This is a genomic window from Micromonospora yasonensis (assembly GCF_026013475.1).
GTDB lineage: Bacteria > Actinomycetota > Actinomycetes > Mycobacteriales > Micromonosporaceae > Micromonospora > Micromonospora yasonensis.
On record NZ_JAPDPH010000083.1, the window covers coordinates 1 to 19,989 of the forward strand.

At 72.1% G+C, this 19,989-nt stretch carries 21 protein-coding genes and 1 pseudogene; 17 read left to right on the plus strand and 5 right to left on the minus strand.

What is annotated here, in order from left to right:
- From ONA70_RS18220 to ONA70_RS18255, 8 genes and pseudogenes are all read left to right on the plus strand, one after another.
- Positions 1 to 312, plus strand: a pseudogene (locus tag ONA70_RS18220) (MFS transporter); the annotation flags it as partial.
- A 294-nt stretch (positions 313 to 606) separates the two neighbouring features.
- Positions 607 to 1,368 carry a DeoR/GlpR family DNA-binding transcription regulator gene (locus ONA70_RS18225; protein WP_265007647.1) on the plus strand — a complete coding sequence of 254 codons (762 nt, stop codon included), beginning with the start codon at positions 607 to 609 and terminating at the stop codon, positions 1,366 to 1,368.
- 52 nt (positions 1,369 to 1,420) lie between these two features.
- Positions 1,421 to 2,794 carry an ABC transporter substrate-binding protein gene (locus tag ONA70_RS18230; RefSeq protein ID WP_265007648.1) on the plus strand — a complete coding sequence of 458 codons (1,374 nt, stop codon included), beginning with the start codon at positions 1,421 to 1,423 and terminating at the stop codon, positions 2,792 to 2,794.
- 61 nt (positions 2,795 to 2,855) lie between these two features.
- The gene (locus ONA70_RS18235) at positions 2,856 to 3,788 is read left to right on the plus strand and encodes a carbohydrate ABC transporter permease (protein WP_265007649.1); all 933 of its coding nucleotides are present in this window, start codon (positions 2,856 to 2,858) and stop codon (positions 3,786 to 3,788) included.
- Entirely contained in the window at positions 3,785 to 4,654 is an 870-nt protein-coding gene (locus ONA70_RS18240) for a carbohydrate ABC transporter permease (protein ID WP_265007650.1), read from the plus strand. Before ONA70_RS18235 ends, ONA70_RS18240 begins: the two co-directional genes overlap by 4 nt.
- Positions 4,651 to 5,637, plus strand: coding sequence for a zinc-dependent alcohol dehydrogenase family protein (locus tag ONA70_RS18245; protein ID WP_265007651.1), 987 nt, complete (start codon positions 4,651 to 4,653; stop codon positions 5,635 to 5,637). Before ONA70_RS18240 ends, ONA70_RS18245 begins: the two co-directional genes overlap by 4 nt.
- A 112-nt stretch (positions 5,638 to 5,749) precedes the next feature.
- Entirely contained in the window at positions 5,750 to 7,600 is a 1,851-nt protein-coding gene (locus ONA70_RS18250; RefSeq protein ID WP_265007673.1) for a transketolase, read from the plus strand.
- A gap of 66 nt (positions 7,601 to 7,666) precedes the next feature.
- Positions 7,667 to 8,077, plus strand: a complete 411-nt coding sequence (locus tag ONA70_RS18255) for a DUF2267 domain-containing protein (protein ID WP_265007652.1) — start codon at positions 7,667 to 7,669, stop codon at positions 8,075 to 8,077.
- Between the two features lie 9 nt (positions 8,078 to 8,086).
- Here the strand turns inward: ONA70_RS18255 and ligD are convergent, their stop codons facing one another.
- Entirely contained in the window at positions 8,087 to 9,040 is a 954-nt protein-coding gene (ligD, locus tag ONA70_RS18260) for a non-homologous end-joining DNA ligase (protein WP_265007674.1), read from the minus strand.
- 140 nt (positions 9,041 to 9,180) lie between these two features.
- Between ligD and ONA70_RS18265 the strand changes: the two genes are divergently transcribed.
- Complete coding sequence (locus ONA70_RS18265) at positions 9,181 to 9,570, plus strand: DUF2267 domain-containing protein (protein WP_265007653.1); 390 nt, start codon at positions 9,181 to 9,183, stop codon at positions 9,568 to 9,570.
- 142 nt (positions 9,571 to 9,712) lie between these two features.
- Here ONA70_RS18265 and ONA70_RS18270 read toward each other — a convergent pair whose 3' ends face one another.
- The 3 genes from ONA70_RS18270 to ONA70_RS18280 form a co-directional block, all read right to left on the minus strand.
- The gene (locus ONA70_RS18270) at positions 9,713 to 10,102 is read right to left on the minus strand and encodes a VOC family protein (protein WP_265007654.1); all 390 of its coding nucleotides are present in this window, start codon (positions 10,100 to 10,102) and stop codon (positions 9,713 to 9,715) included.
- Entirely contained in the window at positions 10,099 to 10,800 is a 702-nt protein-coding gene (locus ONA70_RS18275) for a hypothetical protein (RefSeq protein WP_265007655.1), read from the minus strand. Before ONA70_RS18275 ends, ONA70_RS18270 begins: the two co-directional genes overlap by 4 nt.
- Before the next feature lie 218 nt (positions 10,801 to 11,018).
- Entirely contained in the window at positions 11,019 to 11,768 is a 750-nt protein-coding gene (locus ONA70_RS18280; protein WP_265007656.1) for a FadR/GntR family transcriptional regulator, read from the minus strand.
- A gap of 137 nt (positions 11,769 to 11,905) precedes the next feature.
- Here ONA70_RS18280 and ONA70_RS18285 point away from each other — a divergent pair, with 137 nt between their 5' ends.
- From ONA70_RS18285 to ONA70_RS18320, 8 genes are all read left to right on the plus strand, one after another.
- Positions 11,906 to 13,195 carry an ABC transporter substrate-binding protein gene (locus ONA70_RS18285; RefSeq protein ID WP_265007657.1) on the plus strand — a complete coding sequence of 430 codons (1,290 nt, stop codon included), beginning with the start codon at positions 11,906 to 11,908 and terminating at the stop codon, positions 13,193 to 13,195.
- A gap of 74 nt (positions 13,196 to 13,269) precedes the next feature.
- Positions 13,270 to 14,217: a carbohydrate ABC transporter permease gene (locus tag ONA70_RS18290; RefSeq protein ID WP_265007658.1), complete on the plus strand. Its 948-nt coding sequence runs from the start codon at positions 13,270 to 13,272 to the stop codon at positions 14,215 to 14,217.
- On the plus strand, positions 14,214 to 15,029 hold the full coding sequence (locus tag ONA70_RS18295; protein WP_265007659.1) for a carbohydrate ABC transporter permease: 816 nt from the start codon (positions 14,214 to 14,216) through the stop codon (positions 15,027 to 15,029). The genes ONA70_RS18290 and ONA70_RS18295 overlap by 4 nt, the downstream gene beginning before the upstream one ends.
- A 5-nt stretch (positions 15,030 to 15,034) precedes the next feature.
- Complete coding sequence (dgoD, locus tag ONA70_RS18300) at positions 15,035 to 16,183, plus strand: galactonate dehydratase (protein WP_265007660.1); 1,149 nt, start codon at positions 15,035 to 15,037, stop codon at positions 16,181 to 16,183.
- A 4-nt stretch (positions 16,184 to 16,187) separates the two neighbouring features.
- A complete protein-coding gene (locus ONA70_RS18305; RefSeq protein ID WP_265007661.1) occupies positions 16,188 to 16,811 on the plus strand; it encodes a bifunctional 4-hydroxy-2-oxoglutarate aldolase/2-dehydro-3-deoxy-phosphogluconate aldolase in 624 nt (207 codons plus the stop codon).
- Complete coding sequence (locus tag ONA70_RS18310) at positions 16,808 to 17,761, plus strand: sugar kinase (RefSeq protein WP_265007662.1); 954 nt, start codon at positions 16,808 to 16,810, stop codon at positions 17,759 to 17,761. The genes ONA70_RS18305 and ONA70_RS18310 overlap by 4 nt, the downstream gene beginning before the upstream one ends.
- A 24-nt stretch (positions 17,762 to 17,785) precedes the next feature.
- Positions 17,786 to 19,015, plus strand: coding sequence for a D-mannonate dehydratase ManD (gene manD, locus ONA70_RS18315; protein WP_265007663.1), 1,230 nt, complete (start codon positions 17,786 to 17,788; stop codon positions 19,013 to 19,015).
- Positions 19,005 to 19,550, plus strand: coding sequence for a gluconokinase (locus ONA70_RS18320; RefSeq protein ID WP_265007664.1), 546 nt, complete (start codon positions 19,005 to 19,007; stop codon positions 19,548 to 19,550). Before manD ends, ONA70_RS18320 begins: the two co-directional genes overlap by 11 nt.
- A 14-nt stretch (positions 19,551 to 19,564) precedes the next feature.
- Here the strand turns inward: ONA70_RS18320 and ONA70_RS18325 are convergent, their stop codons facing one another.
- A complete protein-coding gene (locus tag ONA70_RS18325) occupies positions 19,565 to 19,981 on the minus strand; it encodes a YchJ family protein (RefSeq protein ID WP_265007665.1) in 417 nt (138 codons plus the stop codon).
- Between the last annotated feature and the right edge of the window lie 8 nt (positions 19,982 to 19,989).

A 19,989-nucleotide genomic window follows, 5' to 3' on the forward strand; every position in this document is an offset into this window, starting at 1 on the left:
ACGTCGGCGCTGGTGGCGGGCGCCCTGGTCGGCCGCCCGGTGGGGTTCGTGCTGCTCGCGGTGGCGTTCGCCGCCTTCCAGCTCGCCACGGTGCTCGCCGACGTGCGGTTGCAGGCCCGGATCACCGGTTCGGCCCGGGCGACGGTGACCTCGGTGGCGGGGATGGCCACCGACCTGACCATCATCGCGTTCTACGGCGCGTACGGCGTGGTGGCGGGGGTCGCCGGCAACGCGGTCGCGTTCGCGCTGGCCGCGGTGCCGTACCTCGGGGTGGCGCTCTGGTTGGTCGCGCGTCGCGTGGCGGCGCGATGAGTGCGGCGCGGGACGGCCGGCTGACTGCTCGCGCCGCCCCGGCCCCGGCCCCGGATCGGCTCTGGCGACAGCGGCCCGGTGGTGCCCGACCGGGCGGGCCGGGTCGAGATCGGGCGGGCGGCGGCGGCAAACGGGCGACCGAAAAGAGAGGAAGGCGGCCTTTGTGGCGCTCTCCGGTGCCCATTCGGCGCCGGATCGCGGGCACCAAACACACCGCATTACCCCAGCGGTGACCGTCGTCACGACCGATCGCCGATGTTAGAAAAAGAGGCACGAGCGGGCGGGAGGTGCCAGGTGGACGCAGCGGAGCGCAGACACCACATCCTCACGCTGGCTCGTCGTCAGGGCGACGTCGATGTGCAGAAGCTGGCCGTCGACCTGGGCGTCGCGCCGGAGACGATCCGGCGCGACCTCAGCCTGCTGGCCCAGCAGGGTCTGGTGCGCCGGACCCACGGTGGTGCGTACCCGGTGGAGACCGCCCGCTTCGAGACGACCCTGGAGAGCCGGAGCACCAGGTTCGTCGTCGAGAAGCGGCGGATCGCCGTCGCCGCGGTGGAGCACCTCGGCGACGCGGAATCGGTCTTCATCGACGAGGGTTACACCCCGCAGCTGATCGCCGAGGCGCTGCCCACCCACCGGCCGCTGACCGTGGTGACGGCCTCGCTGCACACCGCGGCGGCGCTCGCGGCGTCGCCCAGCCTCACCGTCCTGTTGCTCGGTGGCCGGGTGCGCGGTCGCACCCTCGCCACCGTCGACCACTGGGCCACCGCCATGCTCGGCGGCTTCGTCATCGACCTGGCGTTCGTCGGCGCGAACGGGATCTCCCGCGAGCACGGGCTGACCACGCCCGACCCGGCGGTGGCCGCCGTGAAGGCCAAGGTCATGGCGGTGTCCCGGCGCGCGGTGTTCGCCGGCGTGCACACCAAGTTCGGCGGCCACAGCTTCTGCCGCTTCGCCGACGTCGGCGAGCTCGACACCATCGTCACGGACACCGCGCTGCCGGCGTCCGAGGCGCACCGCTACTCGCTGCTCGGCCCCGTGGTGCTGCGCGTCTGAGCGTCCGGGCCGACCCGTCTCCACCACCACACCACCACCATGGAGGTTCGCTGTGTTCAGAACACGGTCTCCTCGCCGATGGCGCGGTGCCCTCGCCGTCGCCCTGGCGGTCGGTCTGACCTCGACCGCCTGCTCCGGAGCCGGTGGCGGCTCCTCCTCGGGCGGCGACGGCAAGGGCAAGACGATCACCGTGCTGATGGTCGGCAATCCGCAGATGGAGGACCTGGCCAAGGTCACCGCCGACAACTTCACCAAGCAGACCGGCATCACCGTGCGGTTCACGATCCTGCCGGAGAACGAACTGCGCGACAAGGTCACCCAGGACGTCGCCACCCAGGGCGGGCAGTACGACGTGGCGACGATCGGGGCGTACGAGGCGCCGATCTGGGCCAAGAACGGCTGGCTGCACGAGTTGAGCTCGTACGCCGACGCCGACTCCGGCTACGACGAGGGCGACCTGCTCAAGCCGATGGTGGCCTCGCTCTCCGGCCAGGACGGCAAGCTCTACGCGGCGCCGTTCTACGGCGAGTCCTCCTTCCTCATGTACAACAAGGAGCTCTTCGCGGCCAAGGGCCTGACCATGCCGGAACGGCCCACCTGGCAGCAGGTGGCCCAGTTCGCCGCGAAGCTCGACGACAAGAAGGCCGGCGTGGCCGGGATCTGCCTGCGCGGGCTGCCCGGTTGGGGCGAGCTGTTCGCCCCGCTGACCACGGTCGTCAACACCTTCGGTGGCACCTGGTTCGAGAAGGACTGGACGCCCAGGGTGAACGCTCCGGAGTTCACCGAGGCGACGAAGTTCTACGTCGACCTGGTCCGGGCGCACGGCGAGGCGGGCGCGCCGCAGGCCGGCTTCACCGAGTGCCTGAACACCTTCGGCCAGGGCAAGGCGGCCATGTGGTACGACGCCACCTCCGCCGCCGGCACGCTGGAGGACAAGAGCGCGAGCAAGGTCGCCGGCAAGGTCGGCTACGCGTACTCGCCGGTGAACAAGACGAAGTCCTCCGGCTGGCTGTGGGCCTGGGCCCTGGCGATGCCGAAGACCACCAAGAACGCCGACGCCGCGTGGAAGTTCATCTCCTGGGCCACCGGCAAGGAGTACGAGAAGCTGGTCGGCTCCTCGCTCGGCTGGTCCCGGGTGCCGGCCGGCAAGCGGCAGTCCACCTACGCGCTTCCCGAGTACCGGCAGTCCGCCACCGCCTTCGCCGACATCACGCTGAAGTCGATCCAGGAGGCCGACCCGGTCAACCCGGGCGTGCAGCCCCGGCCCGCGCTCGGCGTGCAGTTCGTCGGCGTCCCGGAGTTCGCCGACCTCGGCACCAAGGTCTCCCAGGAGGTCTCCGCCGCGATCGCCGGCAGCACCACGGTCGACAAGGCGCTCGCCGACGGCCAGCGGCTGGCCGAGGGCGTCGCCAAGGAATACCGGTAGCCGCCACCCGGGGCCGGTCGAGCGCCGGCCGGCCCCGGCCTTTGCCTCCCGAGGTGCTCTCATGACCCAGACCGTCACCGTCGGCGCGGGCGCGGCACGCCGGCGTACCGTCAGATCCGTCCCCGCCGGCGCGCGGCAGCGCTGGACCCGCCGCGCCCCGCTGTTGCCCGCGCTGATCTTCGCGATCCTGGTGACCCAGATCCCGTTCCTGGTCACCCTCTACCTGTCCACCCTCGACTGGAACGCGCTGCGACCCGGCCGGCGGGCCTTCGTCGGCCTCGCCAACTACGGCGAGGTGCTCACCGACGCCCGGCTGCGCGCCGCCCTGCTGAACACGGTGGTGCTCACCGCCGGCTCCGTCGTGCTGTCCGTCCTGCTCGGCCTCGGCCTGGCCATCCTGCTCGACCGCCGGTTCCCCGGGCGCGGGGTGGTCCGCACCCTGCTCATCACGCCGTTCCTGGTGATGCCGATGGCCGCGGCGCTGCTGTGGAAGCACGCCATCTACAACCCGTCGTACGGGCTGATCAACGGCGTCGTGGGCGGCAGCACGGACTGGGTGTCCCGGTACCCGATGCTCTCCGTCGTCACCACCCTGGTCTGGCAGTGGACCCCGTTCATGATGCTGATCATCCTGGCCGGGTTGCAGAGCCAGTCGCTGGAGACCCTGGAGGCCGCCCGGGTCGACGGGGCCGGGCCGTGGCAGACCTTCACCCGGGTGACCCTGCCCTACCTGCGCCCCTACCTGGAACTGGGCGCCCTGCTCGGCTCCATCTACCTGGTGCAGACCTTCGACGCCGTCTTCACCATCACCCAGGGCGGGCCAGGCACCGCCACCACCAACTTGCCGTACGAGATCTACCTGACCACCTTCCGCAAGTTCGAGTACGGCGAAGCCGCCGCGGCCGGGGTCGTGGTGGTGATCGGCACGATCGTGGTCGCCACCTTCGCGCTGCGGGTGATCTCCAGCCTGTTCCGGATGGAGGACGCGCGATGACCACGCTGACGAGACCCGCCACCCGGCGGCGGCCGACCAGCCCGGCCCGGCGGACGGGCGGCCGCACCGGGGTGGCCTGGACCGGGCTGGCCTGGCTGGCCGGGCTGCTGTTCTTCCTGCCGGTGCTGTGGATGGTGCTCACCGGCTTCAAGCGGGAGGTCGACGCCGCCAGCAACCCGCCGTCCTGGTTCTTCACCCCGGTGCTCGACGGCTACCGGCAGGTCTTCGACCGCGACCTCACGCCGTACCTGCTCAACTCCCTGATGGCCAGCCTGCTGTCCACCCTGCTGGTGTTGCTGCTGGCCACCCCCGCGGCGTACGCGCTGTCGATCCGGCCGGTCGCCAAGTGGCGCGACGTGTTGTTCTTCTTCATCAGCACCAAGATGCTGCCCGCGGTCGCCGCGCTGCTGCCGATCTACCTGCTGGTCAAGGAACTCGGCATGCTGGACAACGTCTGGACCATGGTGGTCCTCTACACCGCGATGAACCTCCCGCTCGCGGTCTGGATGATGCGGTCGTTCCTGCTGGAGGTCCCGTCCGCGCTGATCGAGGCCGCGGCGATGGACGGCGCGAGCCTGACCGTGACGATCCGGCGGATCCTGCTGCCGATCGTCGCGCCCGGCCTGGCCGCCACGGCGCTGATCTGTTTCATCTTCAGCTGGAACGAGTTCTTCTTCGCGGTCAACCTCACCGCGACCCGAGCCGGCACCTCGCCGATCTTCCTGGTCGGCTTCATCACCTCCGAAGGGCTCTTCCTCGCCCGGCTCTGCGCGGCGGCGACCATCGTGTCGCTGCCGGTCGTGCTGGCCGGCTGGATCGCCCAGAAGCAACTCGTCCGAGGACTCTCGATGGGGGCGGTCAAATGAAAGCAGCGGTCATCGTCACGCCGGGCCAGGTCTCGCTGGAGTCCGTGCCCGATCCCATGCCCGGCCCGCGCGAGGTGGTCGTCGAGGTCGCCGGCTGCGGGATCTGCGGCACGGACCTGCACATCATGGACGGCGAGTTCGCGCCCGCGTACCCGATCGTGCCGGGCCACGAGTTCGCCGGCCGGGTGGTCGAGGTCGGCCGGGACGTCACCGAGGTGCGGGTCGGTGACGCGGTGGCCGTCGACCCCTCGTTGCACTGCGGGGAGTGTTACCAGTGCCGGCGGGGCCGGGGCAACCTCTGCGAACGCTGGGCGGCCATCGGGGTCACCGTCTCCGGCGGCGCGGCCGAGTACGCGGTCGCGCCGGTGAAGAACTGCTTCCCGCTGCCGGAGTCCGTCGCGCCGGCCGACGCCGCGCTGATCGAGCCGCTTTCCTGCGCGGTTCGCGGCTTCGACGTGCTGCCCCGCCGTCTCGGCGACCACTACCTGATCTACGGCGCGGGCACCATGGGCCTGATGATGCTGGAACTGGCGAAGCGGTGCGGCGCGGCGAGCGTGAGCGTGGTCGACCCGAATCCGGATCGGCTGGCCACCGCGGTCCGGCTGGGCTGCACGGCCAGCGGCGCGAGCGCGGACGAGCTGACCCGGCCCCGCGGCTGGGACGTGGTCATCGACTGCACGGGCGTGCGGGCGGCGATCGACGACGGGCTCGGTCGGGTCGCCCCGGCCGGGACGTTCCTCCAGTTCGGGGTCTCGGAGTACCGCACCCGGGCCACGGTCGAGCCGTACCGGATCTACCACCAGGAGCTCACCATCACCGGGTCGATGGCGGTGCTGCACAGCTTTGAGCGGGCCGGTGAACTGTTCGTCGCGGGCGTGCTGGACCCCGACGTGTTCATCAGCCACCGCTTCTCGCTCGACCGGTACGCCGAGGCGATGGCCCAGTTCCGGGCCGGCGTCGGCCGCAAGATCCAGATCGCGTGACCCGCAGTCGGCCCGGCCGACAAATCACAAGTTACCGGACGAAATCTCGCGATCGTGGCTACCGTAGGTGCGCACGGTGGCCAGCCGACCGCGGGAGGCGAATCCGGTGACGATGGAAGCAGAGCGCACCCTGCAGGACGAGGAGGTCACCCGGCTGGGGGACCTCGCCGCCCAGCTCCGGGTGGACTCGATCCGCTGCAGCACGAAGGCCGGGTCCGGCCACCCGACCTCCAGCCTCTCCGCCGCCGACCTGCTGGCGGTGCTGATCTCCCGGCACCTGCACTACGACTGGCGGAACCCGGGCAACCGCGCCAACGACCACCTGATCTTCTCCAAGGGGCACGCCTCGCCCCTGCTGTACGCGGTCTTCAAGGCGGTCGGCGTGGTCAGCGAGCAGGAGCTGATGGACACCTACCGGCAGTCGGGGTCGCGCCTGCAGGGGCACCCCACCCCGGCCCTGCCCTGGGTGGACGTGGCCACCGGGTCGCTGGGCCAGGGACTGCCGGTCGGCGTGGGCATCGCGCTGGCCGGGCAGTACCTCGACCAGTTGCCGTTCCATGTCTGGGTGCTCTGCGGCGACAGCGAGACGGCCGAGGGCTCCATCTGGGAGGCCCTGGACAAGGCGGCGCACTACGGCCTGCGCAACCTCACCGCGATCGTGGACGTGAACCGGTTGGGGCAGCGCGGGGCGACCGAGCTGGAGTGGGACCTGGACACGTACCGCCGCCGGGTCGAGGCGTTCGGCTGCCATCCGCTCGTCGTGGACGGCCACGACCTGATCGAGATCGACGAGGCGTTCACCCGGGCCCGCCAGGCGACCGGCCCGACGGTGGTGCTCGCCCGGACGGTGAAGGGCAAGGGGGTTCCCGAGGTCGAGAACGAGCCGGACTGGCACGGCAAGGCGCTGAAGCCGGACATGGCCGAGCGGGCCGTCCAGGCGCTCGGCGGCGTGCGGCAGATCCGCGTCACCGGGCCCCGACCCGAGCCCGCCCCGCCCGTCGCCAGCCGCGCGGGCGAGCCGGAACTGCCCAAGTACGACAAGGGCGCGAAGGTGGCCACCCGCAACGCGTACGGCGACGCGCTGCGCGCGCTGGGCTCCCGGCCGGACGTGGTCGCGCTCGACGGCGAGGTGAGCGACTCCACCCGGGCCGACAAGTTCGGCGAGGCGTACCCGGACCGCTTCTTCGAGATGTTCATCTCCGAGCAGCAACTGGTCGCCGCCGCGGTGGGCCTGCAGGTGCGTGGCTACCGCCCCTTCGCCGCGACCTTCGCCGCGTTCCTGTCCCGCGCGTACGACTTCATCCGGATGGCTGGCATCTCCCAGGCCGACCTCGCGCTCGCCGGCTCGCACGCCGGCGTGGAGATCGGCCCGGACGGTCCCTCGCAGATGGGGCTGGAGGACCTGGCCGCGATGCGCGCCGTGCAGGGGTCGACGGTGCTCTACCCCAGCGACGCCGTCTCCTGCGCCGCCCTCGTCGGGCAGATGGTCGACCGCGAGGGGGTCAGCTACCTGCGGACCACCCGGGGGAAGTACCCGGTGCTCTACGACAACGGGGAGGAGTTCCCGGTCGGCGGCAGCAAGGTGCTGCGCGCCGGTGGCGACGTGGCGCTGATCGGCGCCGGCGTGACCGTGCACAACTGCCTGGCCGCCGCCGAGGAGCTGACCCGCGAGGGGATCGACGCCCTCGTGATCGACCTCTACTCGGTCAAGCCGGTCGACCGGCAGCGCCTGCTCGACGCCGTACGGGACACCGGCGGTCGGTTGGTGGTGGTCGAGGACCACTACCCGCAGGGCGGGCTGGGCGCGGCCGTGCTCGAGTCGCTGGCCGACCTCGCCGACCCGGTGCGGGTCAAGCACCTGGCGGTACGCGGGCTGCCCGGCTCCGGCACGCCGACTCAGCAGCTGGACCAGGCGGGGATCGGCGTGACCGCCATCGTCTCGGCGGCCCGTGCCCTGGCCTGACAGCCGCCCGTTTCACCCCCACCGCCTGCGGGTACCCGCAGGTCCGGTCCGAGAAGGGGGTCCCAGGTGAACCAGACGGAGTTCATCCGGTCGGTGGCCGCGAAGCCGAAGATCTCACCGGCGCAGGCCGAGCCGATCACCCGTGCCACGCTCGAGACGCTGGCGGAACGGATCACCGGCGGACAGGCGCGGGACCTCGCGTCGCAGCTTCCCGAGGAGCTGAAGGCGTGTGTCAGCAGCAGCGCCGGGGTGAATCCCGAGCCGTTCGGGCTGCCGGAGTTCCTCGAACGGGTGCAGGCCCGGGCCGCGGTGGACCTCCAGGCGGCGACCGACGGCGCCCGCGCCGTGTTCGACACGCTGCGGGAGACGATCAGCGCCAAGGAGTACGGGGACATGATCGACCAGCTGCCCGAGGAGTTCTGGCAGCTGACCGGGCCGTCGATCAACCGGATGGAGACCCGCCGGGTCGGCACCTGACCGGCGGGATCACCGCCACAACCGGATCTCGGCCGGTTCCCGGTCGCTGCGGAGCCCCTTCCAGGAAGGGTGCCGCAGCCGGCGATCGGGGGTCCAGGACCGGAAGGTGACGTCCCCGACCAGCACCGGGTCGACCCAGACCGCCTGCCGGGCGTGCTCGCGCGGCACCGGCACGGCGAAGGGCGGGTCCCGTCGGGTCAGCGGCGCCAGCCGGTGCTGGAGGTCACGCAGCACGGCCTGGGTGAAGCCGGTGCCGACGTGCCCGACGTAGACCAGCCGGTCCTGGGCGTCGTACATGCCGAGCAGCAGCGAGCCGATGGTGCCCGCCCGCCGGCCGGCGCCCGGCTTCCAGCCGCCCACGACGACCTCGACGGTGTCGTTGAGTGGCACCTTCACCCACGCCGACGCCCGCCGGCCGGGCTCGTACGCCGCGCCGAGCTGCTTGGCCACCACCCCCTCCAGGCCGAGTTCGGCCGCCGCCGTGGCCAGGTCCCGCCCGGCCTCGCCGGTCCAGTAGGGCGGCGTCTCGACGCTCTCGCCGCTGAGTTCCAGTTCCGCCAGCGCCGCCCGGCGTTCCGCGTACGGCAGGGACGTGGTGTCCCGACCGTCCAGGTGCAGGAGATCGAACAGGTACAGCCGGACCGGGGTCGCGGCGACCAGCGCGGCGGCCGGCGCCCGGACGTGCATCCGGCGCTGCAGCGCTGAGAAGCTGGGCCGGCCGCCGGCGTCGAGCGCCACGATCTCCCCGTCGAGCACCGCCCGCCGCCCGGCCAGGAGTCGGGTCAGCTCCGCCAGCTCCGGGTACGCCCGGGTGACGTCCCGATCGTTGCGGCTGAGCAGCCGGATCCCGTCGTCGACGTAGGCGATCGCGCGAACGCCGTCCCACTTGAACTCGTATCCCCAGCCCGGGCCGGTGGGCAGCGCGCCGCTGGCGGCGAGCATCGGGGGCACGAGCTTCGGCATCCTGGCCACGTCTCGATCATGGCCGTCGTCGTCCGGCGTGGCGCCGGTTTCCGCCCATTCCGCCCGCCCGGCCAACGCGCGATCGTTTGCCCGGGTCGCCGGCGGGTAGCCACGCGGTCTCCGGGACGGGAAGGACGGGCATGGCCGAGCTGGAGTTCTTCGAGAAGGTGGCCGCACGGGCGGGCGTCCCGGCGGAGACCGCGCGGTCCCTGACCGAGGCCACCCTGCGTACGCTCGCCGAGCGGATCAGCGGCGGCGAGGCCGCGGACCTGGCCGACCACGTGGCGCACGAGCTGCGCCCGCTGCTGGCCCGGGCACGCCCCGAGGAGCCGGAGGTGTTCGGGTACGACGAGTTCCTGCGGCGGGTGGCCGAGCGCGCCGGGTCGGCGCCGGACGTCGCCGAGCGGGGCGCGGGGGCGGTGCTGCAGACCCTGCACCGGGTGGTCGGACACGAGGAGTTCGCGCAGGCGCTGGCGCAGTTGCCGAGGGAAATCGGCGCACTGGCCCAGCCGGTGCCCCGCGAGGCCTGACCGGACAGGATGGACGGGCACCTCGCCGCCGCGTCCGGCCCGTCAGAAGTCCTCGGCGACGCGAAGCTGCTGGACTTCTGGCTGGAGCGGGTCGCGTTCGGCTGACGGTGGGGCCGGCGGTGGCCGCCGGCCCCACCACGGTTCAGCCGGCCAGGTGCAGGAACGACCACTGGTGGCCGTCGAGGTCCCGGAACCCGCGCATGTACATGAATCCGAGATCCTGGCCCGGGCCGAGCGAGGTGCCGCCCGCGACGACCGCCACGTCGACCAGTTCGTCCACCCGCTCCCGCCGGTCGACGCCGAGGCCCACGATCACCTCCCGGCTGGTGGCGGTGTCGCACACCTCGGCCCCGGCGAATGCGGCGAAGGCCGCCGGGGTGTGCAGGATCAGGTGGGTGGTCCCGTCGAGGGTGAGTTGCGCGCTGTCGCCACCGGTCTGCCGGGGCCCGGCCGTGAAGCCCAGGGCGGTGAAGAACTCGACCGCCCGGTCGAGGTCGGCCACCGGCAGGTTGACGAACATCGCGGCGCTCATCGGGCCACCTCCGCCTGCTCCAGCAGCTGCTTCAGGGCGGCGAGCCGGTCCCGCCAGTACGCCTTGAGCCGGTCGGCCGCTGCGGCGTCGGTGAGCTTCTCGTGCAGCACGGCCACTCGGGCCTTCGTCTCGCTCACCGGGGTGAAGCCGACCGCGATCCGGCTCGGCCCACCGGCCCAGTCCGCCCGGAAGCTCTTCGCTGCGGTGGCGGTACGGACCCGCACGGCCACGTCGGGCAGCCAGCGTCGGCGTACCGCCTCGTCGGCGAACGCCTCGAACAGCACCGCCACCGGCACCGCCACCGTCCGGCTGCCGGTGGCCTCGAAGCCACCGCCGCGCCGTTGGCCGGGGACGCGCAGCCCGCGTGCCTGCTCGTACCCGACGGTGATGGTCTGCGCCCACCAGCCCGGCACCTCGTGCGCGGTGACCAGCCAGCGCGCCGTCTGGGTGTGCGTCCGGTCGACCGCGCCCCAGGCGTCGAGCCGGCCGAACCACTCGTCCCAGTCGTGGCCGGTGCGTTCGCGCAGCAACGCGGCGGAGACCCGGTCCATCTGCGTCCGGGCGGGGGAGGAGGGCTCCGGCGCCGGGTTGGCGGCGCCGGACCTGGCCAGCAGCTGCCGGCGGGCGGTGGTGTAGCTCTCGCCGGTCCGGGCCATCCGGGTCCGCACCCGGGATTTGAACGACTTGTGACTCGTCATCACATGCTCCCTGTCGAGGGCGCGGTCGCAGGACTCACGCTCCCGTCGACCCCGCCCTGGGCATGTGGCGTGTCGGTGGGCCTGTCGGCACCGCGTCCCGAGGGCTCAAGGCCCCCTTTGCCTCCGCGGGACCGGTGGCGTGAGCACCGGGATGGAGGTGAGGCGCAGGACTGCGCCGCGCCCAGTCTACGCCCCGATCCGTCCCCGGGCAGGCCGGCTCAGCCGGCGGTCTGCTCCCACATCGACTTCATCTCGTCGAACGCCTGCTCCATGATCTGCACCATGGCCCGGCGGGCCCGCTCGCCGTCGCGGTGCTGCAGCGCCTGGGCCACCTCGGCGTGCAGGTGCAACGCCTGCTGGTCGGGGTGGTGCGGCATCAGGTGATAGTGGTGCCGGCCGGTGAGCACCTCGGCGACCAGTTCCTGGAGCTTCACGAACATCTCGTTGCCGGAGGCGGCGAGGACCCGCCGGTGGAACTCGATGTCCAGGCGGAGGAACCGCGCCTCGTCGGCGGCCTCGCCGGCGGCCCACATCTTCGCGGCGATCCCGACCAGGTCGCTGGCCTCGTCGGGGGAGATCCGACTCGCCGCCAGCCAGGCGGCGTGCGGCTCGATCGCGGTCCGCAGCTCGGTGATCGAGCGCAGCTGGGCCATCCGCCCGGCGGAGGCGAGCCGCCAGCGGATCACCTGCGGGTCGAACACGTTCCACGCCTCGGCGGGCCGGATCAGCACGCCGACCCGGCGTCGGGTCTCGATGAAGCCCATCGACGCGAGCACCCGCAGGACCTCGCGGATCACCGACCGGGAGACCGCGTACCGGTCGACCAGCTCGTCGATGTTGAGCACCGAGCCGGCGGCCAGGTCGCCGCCGCAGACGGCGGTGCCGAGGTGGTCGAGGACGCGGGCGTGCAGCCCCGCCTCGGTGGGGCCGGACTGGGCGGGTGCGACCCCCGGGGAGGACTGATCCACGCGCTGGATCATATCAGTTCGAGATCAGCCCTTGAATAAGTCAGATCTTTCGGCCTAGCATCCGGTCGTTAAGCAGACGTTACAGCGTTGTGGCGCTCTTCCCCCGGGGCGGCGACCACGAGAAATGGAGAGATGACGTGCGACGTCGATCGATAATCGGTACGTCTCTGGCCGTGGTGGTCGCCATGGGCCTGGCCGCCTGCGGCGGCGGTGGCGACGACAGCGGCGCGTCCAAGACCGTCCACGTGACCCTGGCGAACCACGTCTGGACGGAGAACATCAAGAAGGCCCTGCCCGAGTTCGAGAAGCAGACCGGGCTCAAGGTCGAGATCACCCAGCTCGGCGAGGACCAGCTGTCCGACCAGTACAACGTCAAGCTCAACGCCGGCTCGTCCGACCTTGACGTGATGATGTACCGGCCCCTGCAGGAGGGGAAGCTCTTCGCCAAGAACAAGTACCTGGCCGACCTGTCCGACCAGGTCAAGTCGAGCAAGGACTGGGACTACTCCGACTTCCAGTCCGGCCCGGTCGAGGCCACCACGTACGAGGGCAAGTCGGTGGGCGTGCCGATCATCACCGAGCAGGAGGTCCTGTACTACCGCAAGGACCTGCTCGCCAAGGCCGGCCTGAGCGCCCCGCCGAAGACCCTCGACGAGCTCAAGGCCGCCGCCGCCAAGATCAAGGCGACCACCCCCGGCGTGGCGGGCTTCGTCGCCCGGACCGGCAAGTCGCCGGCGGTCACCCAGTTCTCCAGCTTCCTCTACAGCTTCGGCGGTGACTTCGTCGACGGCAGCGGCAAGGCCACGGTCAACAGCGACGCCGCCAAGCAGGCGTACGCCTTCTACGGCGGGCTGATCAAGGACAGCGGCCCGGCCAACGTCAGCACCGACATGAGCTGGCCCGAGGCGATGGCCATCTTCACCCAGGGCAAGGCCGCCTTCTACACCGAGGCCAACTCGCTCTACAAGAACGCCACCGACCCGGCCAAGTCCAAGGTGTCCGACACCGTCGGCTTCGCGCCGTTCCCGGCCGGCCCGGCCGGCTCCAAGCCGTACAACATCCCCTCGTGGGCGCTGGGCGTCAACGACGCCTCGAAGAACAAGAGCAACGCCTGGAAGTTCATCGAGTGGGCCACCGGCAAGGAGCAGACCCTCGCCCAGCAGAAGGCCGGCGTGCCGAGCGCCCGTACCTCGGTCTGGGCCAACCCGGAGGGCACCGCGAACTACCCGAAGGACCTGGTCGAGGCCATCAACGCCAGCACCCAGGGCGGCGTCGCCCACGACCGGCCCGTGGTCGTGAAGGTCGGCCAGGCCCGCGAGATCGTCGGCCAGCCGATCGTCGACGCGATCACCGGCAAGGACCCGGCGGCCGCGGCCGACACGGCCAACGACGCCTTCCAGAAGTTCCTGGACGACGAGGCCAAGTAAGCCACGCGCGGGTGGTGGGGCGATGTGCCTCACCACCCGCGTACCCCTGTCGGTCCGCCCACCCCGGAGATCCCATGGCAACCGTCACCAACCCCCGCCGCGCGCCCGGCGGCGCCGGCGTCATGCCCGACACGCCCGGCTGGGCGCGCTGGGCCAACGACCACCGCAAGTGGCTCTTCGCCACTCCCGCGATGGCCTTCGTCGCCGCGCTGATCGTGATCCCGCTGGGCTGGACCGTCTGGCTCAGCCTCACCGACGCCGAGGGGTCCGTCCGCGCCGAGAGCGAGTTCATCGGCTTCCGGAACTACCTCGACGTGCTGTCGGACACCGACCGGTTCTGGCCGGCGGTCGGCCGCACTGCCAGCTTCACGCTCGTCGCGCTGGCCTTCGAGGTGGTCCTCGGCATGGCCGTCGCGCTGCTGCTGTGGCGGCCGTTCAAGGGCCAGAAGTGGGTCCGGGTCGCCATCCTCATGCCGTTGGTCGCCACCCCGGTCGCGGTCGGCATGATGTGGCGGCTCATCTTCGACCCGAACATCGGCCTGGCCAACCAGGTGCTCGGCTGGGTCGGCATCGGGCCGCAGCCCTGGCTCGCCGGCCAGCACTCCGCCCTGCCCACCACGATCTTCATCGACGTGTGGCAGTGGACCCCGATGGTCGTGCTCATCCTGCTCGCCGGCCTGACCTCGCTGTCCGAGGAGCCCCAGGAGGCGGCGCGGATCGACGGCGCCAGCACCTGGCAACGGTTCCGGCACGTCACCCTGCCGCTGCTGATGCCCACGGTCATCGTGGCGATCCTGCTGCGCGGCATCGACGCGCTGAAGACCTTCGACATCCTCTACGCCACCAAGGGCAAGGGCGGCGGTTCCTTCCACGAGGTGGAGACCCTCAACGTGTACGCCTACGGGCTGAGCTTCGACTACAACGAGTACGGCGTCTCCTCCACCGTCCTCATCCTGTTCTTCCTGATCATCATCGGCTCGATGTGGGCCCTGACCGCGCGGCGCAAGGAGGCCAAGCGATGAAGGCCAGTCCCGCGTACCGACTGTTCCGGGTGGTGGCGCTCACCGTCGTGGTGCTGTCGCTGATCGCGCCGCTGCTCTGGATGATCGCCGCGTCGTTCAAGACCAACGTCGACATCTACGACACCGGCAAGGCCCTGGTCTTCTCGCCCACCCTGGACAACTACGCCAACGTCCTCAAGCAGTCGCACTACGCCCAGTTCATCGGCAACAGCCTCTGGGTGGCCTTCGCCGCCACCGTGCTGTCGCTGATCCTCGGCGTGCCGGCGGCGTACTCGATGAGCCGGTTCAGCATGAAGAAGTCGGCCCTGGTGGTGCTGATGGCCCGGGTCATCCCCGGCGTCTCGCTGCTGGTGCCCTGGTACTACGTCTTCTCGAACCTGCAGATGGTCGGCGGCTTCACCGTGCTGATCCTGAGCCACATGTTCGTCTCGCTGCCGCTGATCGTCTACATCATGATGGGCTTCTTCGACGGCCTGCCGGAGGAACTGGAGGAGGCGGCGCTGGTCGACGGCCTCACCCACATCGGCGCGTTCCGCCGGATCACCCTGCCGCTGTCCGTGCCGGGCATCGCGACCGCCGGGATCCTGTCCTTCATCTTCTCCTGGAACAACTTCATGTTCGCCCTGGTGCTCTCCGGCGCGAACACCAAGACCCTGCCGGTGGCGATCTTCGACTTCGTCGGGTACGCCAGCATCGACTGGGGCGGCCTGATGGCGGCGGCCACCGTGGTCACCCTGCCGATCATGGTGATCGCCCTGTTCGTGCAGAAGTACGTGGTCTCCGGCCTCACCGCCGGCGCGACGAAGGGCTGAGCGGCATGACCACCATCGCGCGCATCGAGACCTTCCTGGTCGCCCCCCGCTGGCTCTTCGTCCGCGTCGAGACGGACAGCGGCATCGTCGGGTGGGGGGAGGCCACCTGCGAGGGCCGCTCCGAGACCGTCCGGGCCGCCGTCGACCAGCTCGCCGAGCTACTGATCGGCCGGGACGCGCTGCGGATCGAGGACCACTGGCAGGTCATGACCAAGGGGTCCTTCTACCGGGGCGGGCCGATCCTGGCCAGCGCCGTGGCCGGCCTCGACCAGGCGCTCTGGGACATCGCCGGCAAGCACTACGGCGCCCCGGTGCACCAGCTGCTCGGCGGCCCGGTCCGGGACCGGATCCGGGTGTACGGCTGGGTCGGCGGCGACGAGCCCAGCGAGGTCCGCGACCACATCGCCGCCCAGGTCGAGGCGGGCCTGACGGCGGTCAAGATGAACGCCTCCGGCCGGATGAGCCCGATCGCCTCGGTGGCCGAGCTGGACGGTGTGGTGGCCCGGGTGGCCGCCGCCCGCGAGGTGCTCGGCGAGCACCGCGACGTGGCGGTGGACTTCCACGGCCGGTTCACGCTGGCCAACGCCCGCCGGGTCGCGCCGCTGCTGGAGCCGTACCGGCCGCTGTTCCTGGAGGAGCCGGTCGTCCCGGAGAACTCCCACCTGATCGGCGACTTCGTCCGGTCCACCACCACGCCGGTGTCGACGGGGGAGCGGCTGTACAGCCGGCAGGAGTTCCTGCCGGTCTTCCAGGCCGGCATCGCGGTGGCGCAGCCGGACCTGTCGCACGCCGGCGGCATCACCGAGGTCCGCAAGATCGCCGCGCTGGCCGAGGTGTACGACGTGCAGCTCGCCCCGCACTGCCCGCTCGGCCCGATCGCCCTCGCGGCCTGCCTGCAGGTCGGCTTCGCCACGCCGAACTACCTGATCCAGGAGCAGAGCATCGGCATCCACTACAACCTCGGCGCCGAGGTGCTCGACTACTGCCTCGACAAGGAGCCGCTGACCTTCGTGGACGGCCACGTCGAGCGGCTCACCGCGCCCGGCCTCGGCATCGAGATCGACGAACAGGCGGTCCGGTCGGCGGACAAGCGCGGCCACGCCTGGCGCAGCCCGATGTTCCGGCACCCCGACGGCTCCTACGCGGAATGGTGACCCGATGACTCTCGACCTCGCCGCCGAACTCGCCGCCACCCGCCTGCTGGCGATCATCCGCGGCACCGACACCGCCGCCGCCGTCGCCACCGGCACCGCCCTGCTCGCCGAGGGCGTACGGGTGATCGAGGTGGCGCTGACCACGCCCGGCGGGTGCGACGCCATCGCGGCGATCCGGGCCGCCGCCCCGCCCGGCTCCCTGGTCGGCGCCGGTACGGTGCTCACCCCGGACGCGGTCGCCGACGTGGCCGCGGCCGGCGCCCAGTTCGTGGTCACCCCGGCCGTCGTCGACTCCATCGGCGCGGCGGCCCGCCGGGGCCTGCCGGTGGCCGCCGGGGCGCTCACCCCCACCGAGGCGTACGCCGCCGTCCGGGCCGGGGCCGCCGCGGTGAAGCTCTTCCCGGCGTCGCTGGGCGGGCCCGTGTACCTGAAGGCGCTGCGCGACCCGTTCCCGAACATCCCGTTCGTCGCCGTCGGCGGGGTGGGCCTGGCCGAGCTGCCCGGCTACCTCGCCGCCGGGGCGATCGCCGTCGGCGTCGGCGGCCCGCTGGTCGGCGACGCCGCGTCCGGCGGCGACCTGGACGCCCTGCGCGAGCGGGCCCGGGCCTACCTCGCCGCGGTCGCATGACCGGCGTCGACCTGCTCACCGTCGGCGAGGCCCTCGTCTCGCTCCGATCGGTTGGGCCGCTCGCGGCCGGCGGCCCGCTCACCCCGCACCTGGCCGGCGCGGAGTCCAACGTGGCGATCGGGGTGGCCCGGCTCGGCCACCGCGCCGCCTTCGCCGGCCGGGTCAGCGCCGACGAGCTCGGGCTGTTCCTGCTGCGGCAGTTGCGCGCCGAGGGGGTGGACGTCGAGCACGTCGTCCGCGACCCGCAGCGCCCCGCCGGGCTGATGTTCCTGGAACGGCGCACCGCCGACCTGACCCGGGTGATCTACCAGCGCGCCGGCTCGGCCGGGTCGGCACTGACCGTCGACGACCTGCGGCCCGCCCTGGCCGCCGGCACCCGGGTGCTGCACCTGACCGGGATCACCCCGGCGCTGTCCGACAGCGCCCGGACGGCCACCGCCTGGGCGGCCGAGACCGCGGCCGGGTCCGGGGCGCTGGTCTGCCTCGACGTCAACCACCGGGCGAAGCTGTGGAGCCGGGACGCGGCCCGGGCGGTGCTCACCCCGCTCGCCGGCCACGCCTCGGTCGTGGTCGCCTCCCACGACGAGCTGGACCTGGTCGGCGACCCGGGCGCGGACGAGCCGACCGCGGTGGCCGGCCTGCTGGACCGGGGCGTGTCGACCGTGCTGGTGAAGCTCGGCGGCGACGGCGCCCGCGCGTACACCCGCGATGGCCGCCATGAGGCGGCGGCGCTGCCCGTGACGGCGGTCGACACCGTCGGAGCGGGGGACGCGTTCACCGCCGGGTACCTCTCCGGCCACCTGGACGGCCTCGACCTGGCCGGGCGGCTGCGCCGCGCGGTCACCCTCGGCGCCTTCGCCGTCGCCGGCCACGGCGACTGGGAGGCCCTGCCGCGCCGCGACGAGCTGTCCCTCCTGGACGGGCGGCAACCCGGCAGCACCCTCCGCTGATCCCACCCCGAGAAAGGCAATCGCGTGAAGATCGTCGCAGCGGACGTCATCGTCTCCAGCCCCGACCGCAACTTCGTCACCCTCAAGATCACTACCGACGAGGGGATCACCGGGCTTGGCGACGGCACCCTCAACGGGCGGGAACTGAGCGTCGCGTCCTACCTGGCCGACCACGTCGTCCCCCTGCTGATCGGCCGGGACCCGCACCGCATCGAGGACACCTGGCAGTTCCTCTACCGGTCGGCGTACTGGCGGCGCGGGCCGGTCACCATGGCCGCGATCGCGGCCGTCGACGTCGCGCTCTGGGACATCAAGGCCAAGGCCGCCGGGATGCCGCTCTACCAGCTCCTCGGCGGTGCCTCCCGGACCGGGATCATGGCGTACGGGCACGCCTCCGGGCGGGACCTGCCGGAGCTGTTCGACTCCATCCGCCGCCACCTCGAGCTGGGCTTCCGCTCGATCCGGGTGCAGACCTCGGTGCCCGGCATCAACGCCGTCTACGGCGTCGCCGCCCAGCCCAGCGTCGACGGCAAGCGCTACGACTACGAGCCGGCCCAGCGCACCCCGCTGCCCGCCGAGGAGGACTGGGACACCCGCGCCTACCTGCGCCATCTGCCCGGCGTCTTCGAGGCGGTCCGCAACGAGTTCGGCCCCGAGCTGCCGCTGTTGCACGACGGCCACCACCGGATGACCCCCATCCAGGCCGCCAAGCTCGGCAAGGCGCTCGAACCGTACGACCTGTTCTGGCTGGAGGACTGCACCCCGGCGGAGAACCAGGACGCGCTGCGGCTGGTCCGCCAGCACACCACCACCCCGCTGGCCATCGGCGAGGTCTTCAACACCGTCTGGGACTACCAGACGCTGATCCGCGAACAGCTCATCGACTACGTGCGCTCCGCCGTCACCCACACCGGCGGCATCACCGCCATGCGGAAGCTGCTCGACTTCGCCGCCCAGTACCAGATCAAGTCCGGCATCCACGGGCCGACCGACATCTCGCCGGTCGGCATGGCCGCCGCGCTGCACTTGGACCTGGCCATCCACAACTTCGGCATCCAGGAGTACATGCAGCACGGCCCGCTGACCAACGAGGTGTTCCGGCAGTCGTTCAGATTCACCGACGGGTACCTGCACCCGGGCGAGCAGCCGGGCCTCGGCGTGGAACTCGACGAGGGGGCCGCCGCGCGGTTCCCGTACCAGCCGGCGTACCTGCCGTTCAACCGGCTCAACGACGGCACCGTCCATGACTGGTGAGCGGCCGCCCACCCGGCACGTCGTGGTGATGGGCGTGTCCGGGGCGGGCAAGACGACGGTGGCCCGGGGGATCGCCGAGTTGACCGGCCTGCGGTTCGCCGAGGCGGACGAGTTCCACTCGGCGGCCAACGTGGCGCAGATGCGCGCCGGCATCCCGCTGGACGACGGGCAACGCTGGCCGTGGCTGCGCGCCCTGGCCGGGTGGATGGCCGACCGGCACGCCGAGGGGGTCTCCACGATCCTCACCTGCTCGGCCCTGAAGCGTTCCTACCGCGACGTGCTGCGGCAGGGGCCGCCGGAGGTGGAGTTCGTCCACCTGGACGGGGCGGCGGAGCTGATCCGGGACCGGCTGGGCCGGCGGGTCGGGCACTACATGCCGGCCAGCCTGCTCGACTCGCAGCGGGCCATCCTGGAACACCTGGAACCGGACGAGTCCGGGATCGTGCTGGAGGTGGCGGCGTCGCCGGACGACCTCGTCGTGGCGGCGGTCGACGGGCTGGGCCTGGCCCGGCAGGCGCCGGTCGGCGGCCGCTGACCGGCGCCTGCCGTTCAGTCGGGCAGGGCGTCCAGGTAGACCCAGCTGCCGTCCTCCCGGACGAAGCGGCTGCGCTCGTCGATGGAGCCGGGCCGGCCGGCCTCCCGGTAGTGGGCGCGGAAGGCGACCGTACCGGTGCTGTCGAAGAGGCCACCCCGGTCGGCGCCGACCACCTCCAGCCGGGTCCACCGGGTGCCGGGGTCCAGCCGCAGCCGGGCCGGCCGGGTCGAGGAGTGCCAGCTGCGCAGCAGGTAGTCGGCGTCGCCCACGGCGAACGCGCTGTACCGGGAGCGCATCAGCGCCTCCGCGGTCGCCGCGGTGGACGCGCCCCGGTGGACCGGCCCGCAGCAGTCCGCGTACGGCCGGCCGCCGCCGCACGGGCAGGGCTGGGTCTCCTCGGCCGCGCTCCGGCGGGCACCGCGTTTCGCCACGACCGCCA

Coding starts and splice junctions, on each gene's coding strand:
- ONA70_RS18235 (WP_265007649.1), top strand. CDS start 2,856: ATGACCCAGACCGTCACCGTCGGCGCGGGCGCGGCACGCCGGCGTACC.
- ligD (WP_265007674.1), bottom strand. CDS start 9,040: ATGCCGAAGCTCGTGCCCCCGATGCTCGCCGCCAGCGGCGCGCTGCCC.
- ONA70_RS18290 (WP_265007658.1), top strand. CDS start 13,270: ATGGCAACCGTCACCAACCCCCGCCGCGCGCCCGGCGGCGCCGGCGTC.
- ONA70_RS18245 (WP_265007651.1), top strand. CDS start 4,651: ATGAAAGCAGCGGTCATCGTCACGCCGGGCCAGGTCTCGCTGGAGTCC.
- ONA70_RS18275 (WP_265007655.1), bottom strand. CDS start 10,800: ATGACGAGTCACAAGTCGTTCAAATCCCGGGTGCGGACCCGGATGGCC.
- ONA70_RS18265 (WP_265007653.1), top strand. CDS start 9,181: ATGGCCGAGCTGGAGTTCTTCGAGAAGGTGGCCGCACGGGCGGGCGTC.
- dgoD (WP_265007660.1), top strand. CDS start 15,035: ATGACCACCATCGCGCGCATCGAGACCTTCCTGGTCGCCCCCCGCTGG.
- ONA70_RS18240 (WP_265007650.1), top strand. CDS start 3,785: ATGACCACGCTGACGAGACCCGCCACCCGGCGGCGGCCGACCAGCCCG.
- ONA70_RS18270 (WP_265007654.1), bottom strand. CDS start 10,102: ATGAGCGCCGCGATGTTCGTCAACCTGCCGGTGGCCGACCTCGACCGG.
- ONA70_RS18250 (WP_265007673.1), top strand. CDS start 5,750: ATGGAAGCAGAGCGCACCCTGCAGGACGAGGAGGTCACCCGGCTGGGG.
- ONA70_RS18320 (WP_265007664.1), top strand. CDS start 19,005: ATGACTGGTGAGCGGCCGCCCACCCGGCACGTCGTGGTGATGGGCGTG.
- ONA70_RS18295 (WP_265007659.1), top strand. CDS start 14,214: ATGAAGGCCAGTCCCGCGTACCGACTGTTCCGGGTGGTGGCGCTCACC.
- ONA70_RS18310 (WP_265007662.1), top strand. CDS start 16,808: ATGACCGGCGTCGACCTGCTCACCGTCGGCGAGGCCCTCGTCTCGCTC.
- ONA70_RS18305 (WP_265007661.1), top strand. CDS start 16,188: ATGACTCTCGACCTCGCCGCCGAACTCGCCGCCACCCGCCTGCTGGCG.